The sequence below is a fragment of the Pseudomonas sp. URIL14HWK12:I5 genome, assembly GCF_900176445.1.
Lineage (GTDB): Bacteria > Pseudomonadota > Gammaproteobacteria > Pseudomonadales > Pseudomonadaceae > Aquipseudomonas > Aquipseudomonas monteilii.
On record NZ_FWXQ01000003.1, the window covers coordinates 80,112 to 93,588 of the forward strand.

12 protein-coding genes and 1 tRNA gene are annotated in these 13,477 nt (G+C 62.1%); 4 read left to right on the forward strand and 9 right to left on the reverse strand.

The genetic code is table 11. The features are described from left to right. Window positions 1-138: 138 nt before the first annotated feature. Together B9A31_RS08535 and B9A31_RS08540 are read left to right on the forward strand one after the other, a co-directional pair. Window positions 139-1,194: an HlyD family secretion protein gene (locus tag B9A31_RS08535; protein ID WP_084296878.1), complete on the forward strand. Its 1,056-nt coding sequence runs from the start codon at window positions 139-141 to the stop codon at window positions 1,192-1,194. Window positions 1,195-1,243: 49 nt separating this feature from the next. Then, the gene (locus B9A31_RS08540; protein WP_174244696.1) at window positions 1,244-2,734 is read left to right on the forward strand and encodes an MDR family MFS transporter; all 1,491 of its coding nucleotides are present in this window, start codon (window positions 1,244-1,246) and stop codon (window positions 2,732-2,734) included. 70 nt (window positions 2,735-2,804) lie between these two features. On the opposite strand, the gene uvrB is transcribed toward B9A31_RS08540, so the two are convergent. Next, complete coding sequence (gene uvrB / locus B9A31_RS08545) at window positions 2,805-4,820, reverse strand: excinuclease ABC subunit UvrB (RefSeq protein WP_019098585.1); 2,016 nt, start codon at window positions 4,818-4,820, stop codon at window positions 2,805-2,807. Between the two features lie 287 nt (window positions 4,821-5,107). Between uvrB and B9A31_RS08550 the strand changes: the two genes are divergently transcribed. Then, window positions 5,108-6,304: an amino acid aminotransferase gene (locus B9A31_RS08550; protein ID WP_019098586.1), complete on the forward strand. Its 1,197-nt coding sequence runs from the start codon at window positions 5,108-5,110 to the stop codon at window positions 6,302-6,304. Between the two features lie 62 nt (window positions 6,305-6,366). Then, a tRNA-Asn gene (locus tag B9A31_RS08555) sits at window positions 6,367-6,442 on the forward strand. 89 nt (window positions 6,443-6,531) lie between these two features. Here the strand turns inward: B9A31_RS08555 and B9A31_RS08560 are convergent. The 8 genes from B9A31_RS08560 to mltG all read right to left on the reverse strand — a co-directional run bounded on the left by B9A31_RS08560 (window position 6,532) and on the right by mltG (window position 13,475). Beyond that, entirely contained in the window at window positions 6,532-7,092 is a 561-nt protein-coding gene (locus B9A31_RS08560; RefSeq protein ID WP_016715150.1) for a DUF1285 domain-containing protein, read from the reverse strand. Window positions 7,093-7,102: 10 nt separating this feature from the next. Then, on the reverse strand, window positions 7,103-7,708 hold the full coding sequence (locus B9A31_RS08565) for a DUF4823 domain-containing protein (RefSeq protein WP_019098587.1): 606 nt from the start codon (window positions 7,706-7,708) through the stop codon (window positions 7,103-7,105). Between the two features lie 66 nt (window positions 7,709-7,774). After that, window positions 7,775-8,743 (reverse strand): GTP 3',8-cyclase MoaA, encoded by a 969-nt coding sequence (locus tag B9A31_RS08570; RefSeq protein ID WP_027609510.1) that lies wholly within the window; start codon window positions 8,741-8,743, stop codon window positions 7,775-7,777. Window positions 8,744-8,850: 107 nt separating this feature from the next. After that, window positions 8,851-9,486 (reverse strand): TetR/AcrR family transcriptional regulator, encoded by a 636-nt coding sequence (locus B9A31_RS08575; protein WP_003260720.1) that lies wholly within the window; start codon window positions 9,484-9,486, stop codon window positions 8,851-8,853. A gap of 364 nt (window positions 9,487-9,850) precedes the next feature. After that, the gene (locus B9A31_RS08580; protein ID WP_016715147.1) at window positions 9,851-10,633 is read right to left on the reverse strand and encodes a TatD family hydrolase; all 783 of its coding nucleotides are present in this window, start codon (window positions 10,631-10,633) and stop codon (window positions 9,851-9,853) included. Between the two features lie 30 nt (window positions 10,634-10,663). Continuing rightward, on the reverse strand, window positions 10,664-11,650 hold the full coding sequence (locus tag B9A31_RS08585) for a DNA polymerase III subunit delta' (protein ID WP_084296879.1): 987 nt from the start codon (window positions 11,648-11,650) through the stop codon (window positions 10,664-10,666). Beyond that, window positions 11,643-12,275: a dTMP kinase gene (gene tmk / locus B9A31_RS08590; protein WP_016715145.1), complete on the reverse strand. Its 633-nt coding sequence runs from the start codon at window positions 12,273-12,275 to the stop codon at window positions 11,643-11,645. The genes B9A31_RS08585 and tmk overlap by 8 nt, the downstream gene beginning before the upstream one ends. Window positions 12,276-12,284: 9 nt before the next feature. Continuing rightward, a complete protein-coding gene (gene mltG / locus B9A31_RS08595; RefSeq protein ID WP_019098591.1) occupies window positions 12,285-13,475 on the reverse strand; it encodes an endolytic transglycosylase MltG in 1,191 nt (396 codons plus the stop codon). Window positions 13,476-13,477: the final 2 nt, after the last annotated feature.

The following is a 13,477-nucleotide window of genomic DNA, read 5'->3' on the forward strand; positions in this document are numbered from 1 at the left end:
GTCTCGAACGAAAGATGAAACAAAGGCGGGATGTTAGCAGGAGGCAGGCACCGGGCTCCAGCAATGGCGCGAACGTCACTTGTCGACAGGCCCTGTGCCGCTGTTAAATTTATTTACATTTCTGGAACGATAGTCCCCATGCCCGCCCAACTCAAACGCCGCCTGCTGGTCTTTTTCACCCTCGTGGCCCTCATCGCCCTCGCCTTCCTGGCCCACTGGTACTTCAAAGGCCGCTTCTACGAGAGCACCGACAACGCCTATGTGCAGGGCGAAATCACGCGCATTTCCAGCCAGCTGGGCGCCCGCATCGACACGGTGCCGGTCGAGGACAACCAGCACGTCAACAAAGGCGACCTGCTGGTGCGCCTGGAAGCCGCCGACTTCGAGCTGGCGGTTGAGCGCGCCCACGCCGCCCTCGCCACCCGCGAAGCCGAATACGCACAGGCGCAAAGCCGCCTGACCCAGCAAGGCAGCCTGATTGCTGCCGGCCAGGCCCAGGTGGCGGCCAACCAAGCCACTTTCGACCGTTCACGGCTAGACCTGAGCCGCGCCGAGAAGCTGCGCAAGCCTGGTTTTGTATCCGAAGAACGGGTCACCACCCTGTCGGCAGACAGCCACGTCGCCGGCTCCCAGGTCGACAAGGCTCGCGCCGACCTGCAAAGCCAGCGCCAGCAAGTCAACGCGCTGAACGCAGACCTCAAGCGCCTCGATGCGCAAATCGCCAATGCCCGCGCCGACCTGGCCCAGGCTGAGCTGAACCTGAGCCGCTGCGAGATCCGCGCCCCGATCAGCGGCACCATTGGCCAGCGCAATGCGCGCAATGGCCAGGTGGTGCAGGCCGGCGCCTACCTGCTGTCGATCGTGCCAGACGAAGACATCTGGGTGCAGGCCAACTTCAAGGAAACGCAGATTGGCCACATGCAGCCCGGCCAGCGCGCTGAACTGCTGTTCGACAGCTACCCCGACACGCCCATCGAAGGCCGGGTCGACAGCCTGTTCGCCGCGTCGGGCGCGCAATTCAGCCTGCTGCCGCCCGACAACGCCACCGGCAACTTCACCAAGGTGGTGCAGCGCATCCCGGTAAAACTCACCTTCCGCGCCGACAACCCGCTGCACGGGCGCATCCGCCCCGGCATGTCGGTAACCGCCACCGTCGACCTGCGCAGCGAAAACGAAGGCCACGATGGCCGGTGATCAACTGCTCAGGCCTACAGCCGAGCCAACCCGACGCGACTGGATCGCAGTGATGAGCGTGATGCTCGGCGCCTTTATGGCGGTGCTGGACATCCAGATCACCAACTCGTCGCTCAAAGACATCCAGGGCGCACTGTCGGCCACGCTGGAAGAAGGTTCATGGATTTCCACTTCGTACCTGGTAGCGGAAATCATCATGATCCCGCTAACCGCCTGGCTGGTGCAGCTGCTGTCGGCGCGGCGCCTGGCGGTGTGGGTATCTGCAGGCTTCCTGCTGTCGTCGCTGCTGTGCTCGATGGCCTGGAACCTGGAGAGCATGATCCTGTTCCGGGCCCTGCAAGGCTTTACCGGTGGCGCACTGATCCCGTTGGCCTTCACCCTTACCCTGATCAAACTGCCTGAGCACCACCGCGCCAAAGGCATGGCCATGTTTGCCATGACGGCCACCTTCGCCCCGTCCATCGGCCCCACTCTGGGCGGCTGGCTGACCGAAAACTGGGGCTGGGAGTACATCTTCTACATCAACATCCCGCCGGGGCTGGTGATGATCGCCGGCCTGCTGTACGGTCTGGAAAAGAAGGAAGCGCACTGGGAACTGCTGAAAAGCACCGATTACGCCGGCATCGTCACCCTGGGCCTGGGGCTGGGTTGCCTACAGGTGTTCCTGGAGGAAGGCCACCGCAAGGACTGGCTGGAATCGCACCTCATCGTGGGCCTGGGCAGCATCGCCCTGGTCAGCCTGATCACCTTCGTCATCCTGCAGTTTTCCAGGCCAAACCCGCTGATCAACCTGCGCATCCTGGGCAACCGTAATTTTGGCCTGTCGAGCATTGCCAGCCTGGGCATGGGCGTGGGGCTGTACGGGTCGATCTACCTGTTGCCGCTGTACCTGGCGCAGGTGCAGGGTTACAACGCCTTGCAGATCGGCGAGGTGATCATGTGGATGGGGATTCCGCAGCTGTTCCTGATTCCGCTGGTACCGCAACTGATGAAAGTGGTTTCGCCCAAGGTGCTGTGTGCGTTGGGGTTCTGCCTGTTCGGTGCGGCCAGTTTCGGCTCGGGGGTGCTCAACCCGGATTTTGCCGGGCCGCAGTTCAACCAGATCCAGATCATCCGCGCCTTGGGCCAACCGATGATCATGGTGACCATTTCGTTGATCGCCACAGCCTACATCCAGCCGCAGGATGCCGGGTCGGCTTCGAGCCTGTTCAATATCCTGCGTAATCTGGGTGGAGCGATTGGCATTGCCTTGCTGGCCACCCTGCTGGATGCGCGGACCAAGGTGTACTTCGATTACCTGCGGGAGGCGGTGGTGCCGAGCAACCCGCAGGTGGCGGAGCGGCTGGCGCAGCTGGCCGAAAGGCTGGGGAATGACAATGCGGCGCTGGGGAAGTTGAGCGAGATTACTCACCAGCAGGCGTTGATCATGGCGTACAACGATGCGTTCCACTTCGTTGGGATTGGGTTGGCGGTGAGTATGGTGGCGGTGTTGCTGACCCGGAAGTTGCCGGAAGGCTTGAAAGCCGGGGAAGCCCACTGAGGCTATTTCAGATTAAATGCGCCCCATGCGGGAGCGGGCACGCCCGCTCCCGCATGGCCGGCGACAGGCTTCAGCTGGTAATCAACCGCTCCCGCAGTTGAGTGATCTCGTCGCGCAACTGCGCCGCCGCCTCGAATTCCAGATCGCGGGCAAACTGCATCATCTTCTCTTCCAGTTGCTTGATACGCTTGGTGATCTCGCCCGGCGTGCGCAGTTCGGCTTCGTAACGGGCGCTCTCCTCCGCCGCCTTGGCCATGCCCTTGCGTTTCTTGCTGCGCGCGCCAGGGACGGTAGCACCTTCCATGATGTCGGTGATGTCCTTGACCACGCCCTTGGGCACGATGCCGTTGGCTTCGTTGAACGCGATCTGCTTCTCGCGGCGGCGCTCGGTTTCGTCAATCGCCCGCTGCATCGAACCGGTGACAGTGTCGGCGTACAGGATCGCCCGGCCATTGAGGTTACGCGCAGCACGCCCGATGGTCTGGATCAGCGACCGCTCGGAACGCAGGAACCCTTCCTTGTCGGCATCCAGGATCGCCACCAGCGACACCTCCGGCATATCCAGGCCCTCACGCAGCAGGTTGATACCGACCAGCACATCGAAAGTACCCAGCCGCAGGTCGCGGATGATTTCCACCCGCTCCACGGTGTCGATGTCCGAGTGCAGGTAGCGCACCCGCACGTCATGGTCGGCCAGGTAGTCGGTCAGGTCTTCGGCCATGCGCTTGGTCAGCGTGGTGGCCAGCACCCGCTCGCCCAGGGCCACACGCTTGCGGATCTCCGACAACAGGTCGTCCACCTGGGTCAGTGCCGGGCGCACCTCGACCTGGGGGTCGACGAGGCCGGTCGGGCGCACCACCTGCTCCACCACGCGCCCAGCGTGCTCAGCCTCGTAGGGGCCAGGGGTAGCGGACACAAAGATGGTTTGCGGGCTGACAGCCTCCCATTCATCGAAACGCATGGGGCGGTTATCCAGCGCCGAGGGCATGCGAAAGCCGTACTCGACCAGGGTTTCCTTGCGCGAGCGGTCGCCTTTGTACATGGCCCCGACCTGCGGAACACTCACGTGGGATTCATCGATCACCAGTAGCGCATCCGGCGGCAGGTAGTCGTACAAGGTGGGCGGCGGTGCGCCGGCCGGGCGGCCAGACAGGTAGCGCGAGTAGTTCTCGATGCCGTTGCAGTAGCCCAGCTCCAGGATCATCTCCAGGTCGAAGCGGGTACGTTGTTCCAGACGCTGCGCCTCCACCAGCTTGTTGGCCTTTTGCAGGTACTCCAGGCGCTCCTTCAACTCTTCCTTGATACCCTCCACCGCCTCCAGCAGGGTTTCCCGCGGCGTGACGTAGTGGCTTTTGGGGTAGAAGGTAAAACGCGGCAACTTGCGGAAGACCTCGCCGGTGAGCGGGTCGAAGGCGGCGATATTTTCCACCTCGTCATCGAACAGCTCGATACGGATGGCCTCAAGGTCCGATTCGGCCGGGAAAATGTCGATCACATCACCGCGCACGCGGAACGTGGCACGGGCAAAGTCCATTTCGTTGCGGGTGTATTGCAGATCAGCCAGCCGGCGCAGCAGTGCACGCTGGTCAAGCTTGTCACCACGGTCTACGTGCAGGACCATTTTCAGGTAGGACTCGGGGCTACCCAAACCATAGATGCACGAAACGGTGGTCACGATGATCGCATCGCGCCGCTCCAGCAGTGCCTTGGTCGCCGACAGGCGCATCTGCTCGATATGGTCGTTGATCGACGCGTCCTTCTCGATGAAGGTGTCCGAAGACGGCACGTAGGCTTCAGGCTGGTAGTAGTCGTAGTAGGAAACGAAATACTCCACCGCATTGTTGGGGAAAAACGCCTTGAATTCGCCGTACAGCTGCGCGGCCAGGGTCTTGTTAGGCGCCAGCACCAGGGTCGGGCGCTGCACCTGCTGGATGACATTGGCAATGCTGAAGGTCTTGCCCGACCCGGTCACCCCGAGCAACGTCTGGTGCGACAGCCCCGCCTCGATGCCTTCGACCATCTGGCGAATGGCCTCGGGCTGGTCGCCGGCCGGCTGGAAACGGGTGACGAGCTGGAACTCGGACATGACGGACCTCGCGGTGCTGCAGCAACTGTAAATTTAGCCAGTAGTCTATACCCAAATGCGCCCGCCTGGGGACGCTTTCAAGGCGTAGCTGTGAGCGCGTGTAACGGTGGACCCGGCAATTCGACCAATGGTCGAAAAATATTTGCGCAAATAGCCGGAAAAGCTGTGCCAGAGTGTCGCAGTGACCGGTCGGTATCACTATACTGACTCCCCGTTTGTGCACCGCTTCAGTGCATTCGGCTGGAGCGTGTACGTCCTATCACTCTCCAATCAGAGCCAAGGTAACAATGAGCCTGTTTTCCGCTGTCGAGCTGGCACCCCGCGACCCTATTCTGGGCCTCAACGAAGCATTCAACGCCGACCCACGTACCGACAAGGTCAACCTGGGCGTTGGCGTGTACTGCAATGAGGAAGGCCGCATTCCGCTGCTGCGCGCCGTGATCGAAGCCGAGACCCAGCGTGCCGCCCAGCACGCCTCGCGCGGCTACCTGCCGATCGACGGTATCGCCACCTACGACCAGGCCGTGCAAAAACTGATCTTCGGCGCCGAGTCGCCACTGCTGGCCGCTGGCCGCGTGGTTACCGTGCAGGCCGTCGGCGGTACCGGCGCACTGAAGATTGGCGCCGACTTCCTCAAGCGTATCTCGCCAAACGCCGTGGTTGCCATCAGCGACCCAAGCTGGGAAAACCACCGCGCCCTGTTCGAATCGGCCGGCTTCCCGGTGCAGAATTACCGCTACTACGACGCGCCGACCCATGACGTCAACCGCGCCGGCATGCTCGAAGACCTGAACAACCTGCCGTCCGGCTCGATTGTGGTGCTGCACGCCTGCTGCCACAACCCGACCGGCGTCGACCTGAGCCTGGATGACTGGAAAAACGTCCTGGAAGTGGTCAAGGCCAAAGGCCACGTACCGTTCCTCGACATGGCCTACCAAGGCTTTGGTGACGGTATCGCCGAAGACGCCTTCGCCGTGCGTCTGTTCGCCGAGTCGGGCCTGGAGTTCTTCGTTTCCAGCTCGTTCTCCAAATCGTTCTCGCTGTACGGCGAGCGCGTGGGAGCACTGTCGATCGTCACCGCATCCAAGGACGAGAGCACCCGCGTGCTGTCGCAGGTCAAGCGCGTGATCCGCACCACCTACTCCAACCCGCCAACCCACGGCGCCACCATCGTGGCCACCGTACTGAACAGTGCCGAACTGCGCCAGATGTGGGAAACCGAACTGGCCGAAATGCGCGAGCGCATCCACGGCATGCGCAAACAGATGGTTTCGCTGCTGGCCGAATATGGCGCCAAGCGCGACTTCAGCTTCGTTGGCCGTCAGGTCGGCATGTTCTCCTACTCGGGCCTGACCGTTGAACAGGTTGCCCGCCTGAAGAACGACTTTGGCATCTACGCCTTGGACACAGGCCGCATCGCAGTGGCCGCGCTGAACCAGAGCAACATCCACGTTGTCACCAAAGCCATCGTGGAAGTGCTGTAACTCATTGTTTTGCCAAGGGGTAGCTTGACATCCTCTTGGCAATCAGTAAGATACGCGCAGATTCCGCGATAGCTCAGTCGGTAGAGCAAATGACTGTTAATCATTGGGTCCCTGGTTCGAGTCCAGGTCGCGGAGCCAAACACTGAAAAGCCCCCGGTTGCGCAAGCAACCGGGGGCTTTTTCGTGGCTCACCGGAAGGATGTCAGCGCCTGGCAGATCGAGCGCCTTCAGCTACTCCGCCCGATCGGGTAAAACGCCCCTTGGCTCCACACCCCAAGCCACTCGTCACCGTCGATCACACGCGGCACCGCCAGTTCCACCAGCTGGTAGAACACGTTGCGATGAATCAGCGCCTCAAGGTTGCTACGCATCAGCACATAGGGCGACGGCTCTTGCGTCACCGGGTCGATCACCACGCGCAGCGGGCTGTCCGGGCCGGCATCCACCTGATCCTCGACATTGCTGGTAAAGCGCAGCACCTGCTGTTCGCCCTCCCCCAGCACCTCCAGCGCCACCGCCACGAACGGCGCGTCATCCACGCGGATGCCAACCTTTTCTACCGGGGTAACCAGGAAGTAGTCATCGCCATCGCGGCGGATGATGGTGGAGAACAGCCGCACCATCGGTTTGCGCCCGATCGGCGTACCCAGGTAGTACCAGGTGCCGTCGCGAGCGATCCGCATGTCGATGTCGCCGCAGAAGTCCGGGTTCCACAGATGCACCGGCGGCAACCCCTTGGCCTTGGGGATCTGCGCCAGAAGATCATTGGCCTTGCCGGAATCGCTCATCACGCCTGCCTCATTCGCTCATGCCCAGAAGGCTACGAGCGTACTCGCGCATCGGTGCGCCAAGCAAATCCTCGGGGGTATTGTCGTGGAACGTCAACAAACCGCCACGGCTCTTGATGCGTGCGGTATCGATCAGGTAGCGGGTATTGGTTTCGATCAGCATCATCTGCACCACGCCACTGTCCCAACCCAAGCGGTCGACCGCCTGTTCGTCATACCATTCGTCGCCATTGCCGATGCGGTCGTCGGTACGGGCGAAGCGGGTGTACAACACGTAGTCCGCACCAACCGAACGTGCCTGGGCAACGGCTTCTTCCAGGCCCAGCGGGCCTTGGGCACGGCGCACCAGCGGGAAATACTCCACGAAGCTCTTGAAGGCCTGCTCGGCCACCACGTTCTGCCGTGGCACCGGCCCCTTGCCCGGTGGCACGAACGCGCCCTGGCCAATGAAGATGAACGAATCGGGCTGCAGACGGATCGACAGGGTGCGACGGGTATCGCTGTGGTCGAGCAGACCGGCATCGCTCATGTGATAACGAACGCCCTCGCCCATATCGCTGACATTCATGCAACCGCCCAGCGCCATCAGCGCCAGCAGCAAGACCAGGCTACGCATCTTTCCTCCAGTGGCCGGTGACGAAAAACCGGCGAATAGCCGGCGGATGCAGCTTTTGCGCCAGCTTCAGCCGCCGATCACTTTCATCACCATCACATCCCCGGCAAACGCTTGCTCTTGCTTGTCAGCCAAGGCCTTGACCAGCAAGCGCTGCAGGGCCGGCAATGCTTGATGGCGTGGCTTATCCAGCAGATCGCCGACGAAGTGGCGATTGCTGGACGAAAGGCAGCCATGCAACCAGCCTGTCGAGGACAAACGCAAACGCGAGCAGGTGCGGCAGAACGGCAGGCTTTCGTTGGCAATGACGCCGAAGTGCCCACGCCCAGGTATTTGATAGCGCAAAGCCGTGGCGTCCACTGGCGCATCGACTTGGGCATAGGTGTGCCTGCTGCCAATCAGCGTGAGCAGTGGGTCCAGGCCGACGAACTGTTGCAGGAACGTATTGCGGTCACGCGCCAGGTGGCCCATGCGCATGAGCTCTATGAAGCGAAGCTCAAAGCCGCGTTCAAGGCAGTAATCCAGCAGGGGCAATACCTGGTCGAGGTTCTGCCCACGCATCGGCACCATGTTCACCTTGATGCGCATCCCCATCGCACTCGCCTGCTCCATACCTGTCAGCACATTGGCCAGGTCGCCACCCCGCGCAATGCGGCGGAAAGCTTGAGGGTCAAGGGTGTCGAGCGAAACATTCAGGCGGCGGATGCCAGCTGCCTGCAACTGGGGCAACTTGCGCGCCAACAACTGGCCATTGGTGGTCAACGAAATATCATCGAGGCTTAGTTCGGCCACAGCGGCCAGAAAGGCATCCAGGCGTGGGCTGACCAGCGGCTCACCGCCCGTGATGCGCAGCCGCTCGATACCGGCCGCTTCGATCAGGTAGGCCACGCCACGGGCCAGGGCATCCGACGACAATTCGTCCTGCGCCGCCACCAGACGCTTGCCGTCTGGTACGCAGTAGGTGCAGGCGTAATTGCAGGCAGCCGTCAGGCTGACGCGCAGGTTGCGAAAACGTCTGCCTTGACGATCGACAATCATGAATGACTCCGGCATGGATGATGAGGGCTGGCAAAACCTGACTCATAAATCAGGTTTTTGCAAGCCCCCGCTTCATACCGGGTATCAGCAGCGAAGGAAGCTGCGCTTCAGTTCGAAGGTTCCGGATCGCGCTTGCGCTTGTTACCCATGCGCACGCCAATGTCCATCAGGAACTGGAAGAAGCCCTCCTGGTCCTCCAGCACATTGCTCCAGAACGGCGAGTGGTACAGCGCCACGGCGCCATGCACCAGTGCCCAGGCGGCGCAATAGTGGAAATAGGGCGGCACGTCTTCAAGCTTGCCTTCGCTGATGCGGCCTTTGATCAGCTGGGTCAGGCGGTCGAAGTTGGAGGCCCGAATGCTGTGCAGTTGCTCGACCATTTCCGGCACCTGATTGCCCTTGACCACCTTTTCTTCCAGGCGGTCGAACAGCCGGTAACGTTGCGGGTCGCGCATGCGGAACTCGAAGTAGGCACGCGACAGGGCTTCCTTGTCGCGGTCGACGTCGGCCGAGTGCAACAGTGCGTTCAGGTCACGCTCATAGTCGAGCATCAGGCGCAGGTAGATCTCCGCCTTGGACTTGAAGTGCTTGTAGATCGTGCCTTTGCCGATGCCCACGGCGTCGGCGATCATCTCGACGGTGACGCTGTCTTCACCCTGTTCGAGAAACAGCTTGAGCGCGGTGTCGAGGATTTCCTGTTCGCGACGGCGAAACTCACGGACCTTACGAGGTTCTTTCTGCATGGGAAGGACTGGATGACAATCGAAGCGGTTTATTATGCCTAACTTGCGGGAAATTGCACGGATCATCCAAGCATGTCTGTGTTTCACGATGCATATGGCCATGCGCTGCGGGAGGAATGGCACCTCGGTGTATTCCAAATCTGTTTAAAAAACGACCAATATGCACTGGCACTGTGCCAAACCTGACCAATACTTGAAGTGTTGGCGCGGCGCATCCCCCCCAAGTGGCGCGCCGATAAAGGTGCTCAGGGACCGCGTACCTTTGTTTTACTCCTAATGGTCTTAACCCGGATTCCCCCCCAGAACCCGGGTTTTTTTTGTGCGCCCCGCAGGGTGGACTGGCCAGGGGATACAGTTCGAGCGATCAGCGCACTCGCGCCAAGGGGAACAACCGCTTGAAGTTCGCCGTGGTTTGCTCCGCCAGTTGCTCATAACTGGCCCCCCGCAACGAGGCCACATACTCCGCCACCTCGCGCACGTACTGCGGCAAATTCGGCTTGCCCCGGTGCGGAATCGGCGCCAGGTACGGCGAATCGGTTTCCACCAGCAGCCGATCGACCGGCACCTGCCGCGCCACTTCGCGCAGGGCTTCGGCATTGCGGAACGTCACGATGCCAGACAGGGAAATGTAATACCCCAGATCCAGCGCCGCCCTGGCCATGTCCCAGTCTTCGGTAAAGCAATGCAGCACGCCGGCCTGCGGCAGGTTGGCCTCGCGTAACAACGCCAGGGTATCGGCGCGTGCCGCCCGGGTGTGCACGATCACCGGCTTGCCAGTCTGCCGCGAGGCTTCCAGGTGCAGGCGGAACGAAGCCTGCTGCAGTTCGGCAGCTTCGGGCTCATAGTGATAATCCAGCCCGGTTTCGCCAATCGCTACCACATGCGGGTGGGCCAGCTCGCGCAGCAGCCACTCCAGCGCTGGGGTTTCACCCGGCGCGAGGTCCAGCGGGTGTACACCTACCGAGCAATCAACATCGGCGTATTGCTCGCTCAGGGCTTTCACCGCGCCGGCGTTCTCGGCACTGACACCGATACAGAGGAAGTGCCCCACCCCACGCTCACGCGCCGCCTGCAAGGCAGCATCGAGGGAGCCCTGATGGGCGCTCAGGTCAAGACGGTCGAGGTGGCAATGGGAATCTACGAGCATGGGATAACAGCACACATGAAAAATGGGAAATCAGCGGGCGCCCGGCAATTGCAGCCAGTGAGCCAGCAGCGACTCTAGCAACAGGGCACGGTTGAGGTTGGCCTTGCCCAGCACCTTCTGGCGCTGCTCCAGGATCCACGCCTGCACCTCCAGCACCTTGGCCTGGCGGCTCTTCTGCGCCAGGTATTGCACCACCTTGCGCATATCGGCCAAGCCTAAACCTTCCTCGTCCTGGGTCAACTGGTAGCGCAGGATCAGGTGCGACCAATCGCAAAACCAGTCGAACAGCAGCAACAACGGTACACCGTTCCAGGCATCGGCCAACTGACTCGGCGATTGCTGCTGTTTGAGCAGCTTCTTCACCCCATCGGTAACCAGCGCACGCTGCTCACGCACGCCTTGCGCCTGCAGACTGACTGCCATCAATGGCGAACCGGCCGCCAACGTCAGCAGCTCGTCAAGTTCGGCCTGGTCACTGTCGGGCAACGCTTCGGCCAGCCAAGCCTGGCTCTGGGCCAAGCTGGGCTGCGGGCAGGCGACCTGCTGGCAGCGGCTCTTGATGGTGGGCAGCAGGCGGCTAGGCTGGTGTGTGACCAACAGCAACACGGTATCGCCAGAGGGCTCTTCAAGGCTTTTGAGCAGTGCGTTGGAGGCATTTACGTTCATCGCCTCCACCGGCTCGATCAAGACGACCTTGCGCCCGCCCAGCTGGGCCGTCTGCACCACGAAGGCTACCAGTTCGCGCACCTGGTCGACCTTGATCGGCTTATCGGCCTCTTCAGGTTCGAGGACGAAGTTGTCCGGGTGGCTACCCGCCTTGAGCAGCAGGCAAGACTTGCACCCACCGCAGGCGTTCAGGCCTTGAGGCTGCTGACACAGCAAAAGGGCCATCAGGCGCTCTGCCAAGGCCCGCTTGCCGATACCCTGTGGCCCGTGCAACAGATAGGCATGGGCGTGCTGGCTTCGGCCGGCCAGCTGCTGCCAGAGGGCCTGCTGCCAAGGGTAGGCCTCAGCCACGGCAACGCTCCACGATGCCGGGCAGCAGCACGTCAATGGCCCGCTGCACGGCCTCAAGGGATTGCGCGGCGTCCAGCAGGCTGTAGCGCTGTGGCTCGCGCTGGGCGCGCTGCAGATACGCCTGGCGAACGGCTTCGAAGAAGGCCTGGCCTTCCTGCTCGAAACGGTCCAGGCGACCGCGAGCGGCGGCGCGGGCAAGGCCAACTTCGACCGGCAGGTCGAACACCAGGGTCAGATCTGGGCGCAAGTCGCCCTGTACAAATTGCTCCAGGGCAGCGATACGCTCGACAGACAAACCACGGCCACCCCCTTGATAGGCATAGGTGGCGTCCGTGAAGCGGTCACACAACACGACGGCCCCGCGAGCCAATGCCGGACGAATGACCTGTGCCAGGTGCTGGGCGCGCGCAGCGAATACCAGCAGCAGCTCAGTGTCGGCTGCCATGGTTTCATCGCTGGGAGCCAGCAACAGTTCGCGCACTTTTTCGGCCAGCGGCGTACCACCAGGCTCCCGGGTCAATACCACATCCAGGCCCTGCTCGCGCAAGCGCGCGGCCAGGTAGTCACGATTGGTGCTCTTGCCCGCGCCTTCGGGGCCTTCCAGCGTAATAAACAAGCCGCTCACAGGCAGTCCTTAATGTTGTTCGTCAGGCGTCGGCCGTTCGGCCGCTTGCGCGCCACCGGCAGGGGCGTCTTGCACAGGGGGCTCATCGGGTGCCGGCTGCGTAGCCGGCTCATCCGCCGCAGGCACCTCGGGCTGGGCGTCTTCAGCAGCCGGTTGTGCCTCTTGCTGCGGGGCGGGGCTGGAGCGGTAGTCTGCACGGCGCTTGAGCTGGAACTCGCGCACCGCCGAGTTGTGGTCATCGAGGTCGTCGGAGAACACGTGGCTACCGTCGCCACGGGCGACGAAGTACAGGCTGGTACCGTTCGACGGGTTGAGCGCCGCATGAATCGCTTCGCGACCGACCATGGCAATCGGGGTCGGCGGCAACCCTGTGATGGTATAGGTGTTGTAGGGCGTCGGTTCGCGCAGGTCGGCGCGGGTAATCTTGCCGTTGTAACGCTCACCCATGCCGTAGATCACCGTCGGGTCGGTCTGCAGCATCATGCCCAGGCGCAGGCGCCGCACGAACACGCCGGCTATCTGCCCACGTTCCTGAGGGATACCGGTTTCCTTTTCCACCAGCGAAGCCATGATCAGCGCCTGGTACGGGTCGCGGTATGGCAGGTCGGTGGTGCGCTCGGCCCATTCCTTGGCCAGCACTTCGTCCAGACGCATGTAGGCCTGTTGCAGCAACTCGACATCGCTCATGCCACGCACGAAGCGGTACGTGTCCGGGAAGAAGCGCCCTTCCGGGAACACGCCGGTATGGCCGAGCTTGTCCATCACTTCGGAGTCCGACAGGCCGTCCAGGGTGTGCTTGATCTTTTCATGCTTGGCCACGGCCGAGCGTACCTGGCGGAAGGTCCAGCCTTCGACCAGCGTGAGGTTGTACTGCACCACATCAGCACGTCGCCAGGCATCGAACAGCTGCCCGACGGTCATGCCCGGGGTGAGGCGGTACTCGCCGGTGTGCAGGGGGGTGCCGGCCATGTTGAAGCGCCAGTACAAGCGCAGCCACACGGCGTCTTCGAGCAACCCTTCGCTCTGCATGCGATAGAACATGCGGTTGGGGGTGGTGCCATTGGGTACATCGAGCAGGCGCTCCTGCGTGATGTGCAAGGGCTGCTCCAGGACGGCGTTGACCTTCCAGGCCGACCAGCCAAGCGCCAGGCCGGCAAGGATCAAGGCCATTTCCAGCAACAGCAGGAATTTACGTCTCACGA

Bases quoted from the DNA above. Each gene is read 5' to 3' on its own strand.
- B9A31_RS08535 (WP_084296878.1), top strand. From the start codon at position 139: ATGCCCGCCCAACTCAAACGCCGCCTGCTGGTCTTTTTCACCCTCGTG.
- uvrB (WP_019098585.1), bottom strand. From the start codon at position 4,820: ATGTCCGAGTTCCAGCTCGTCACCCGTTTCCAGCCGGCCGGCGACCAG.
- B9A31_RS08550 (WP_019098586.1), top strand. From the start codon at position 5,108: ATGAGCCTGTTTTCCGCTGTCGAGCTGGCACCCCGCGACCCTATTCTG.
- B9A31_RS08560 (WP_016715150.1), bottom strand. From the start codon at position 7,092: ATGAGCGATTCCGGCAAGGCCAATGATCTTCTGGCGCAGATCCCCAAG.
- B9A31_RS08565 (WP_019098587.1), bottom strand. From the start codon at position 7,708: ATGCGTAGCCTGGTCTTGCTGCTGGCGCTGATGGCGCTGGGCGGTTGC.
- B9A31_RS08570 (WP_027609510.1), bottom strand. From the start codon at position 8,743: ATGATTGTCGATCGTCAAGGCAGACGTTTTCGCAACCTGCGCGTCAGC.
- B9A31_RS08575 (WP_003260720.1), bottom strand. From the start codon at position 9,486: ATGCAGAAAGAACCTCGTAAGGTCCGTGAGTTTCGCCGTCGCGAACAG.
- B9A31_RS08580 (WP_016715147.1), bottom strand. From the start codon at position 10,633: ATGCTCGTAGATTCCCATTGCCACCTCGACCGTCTTGACCTGAGCGCC.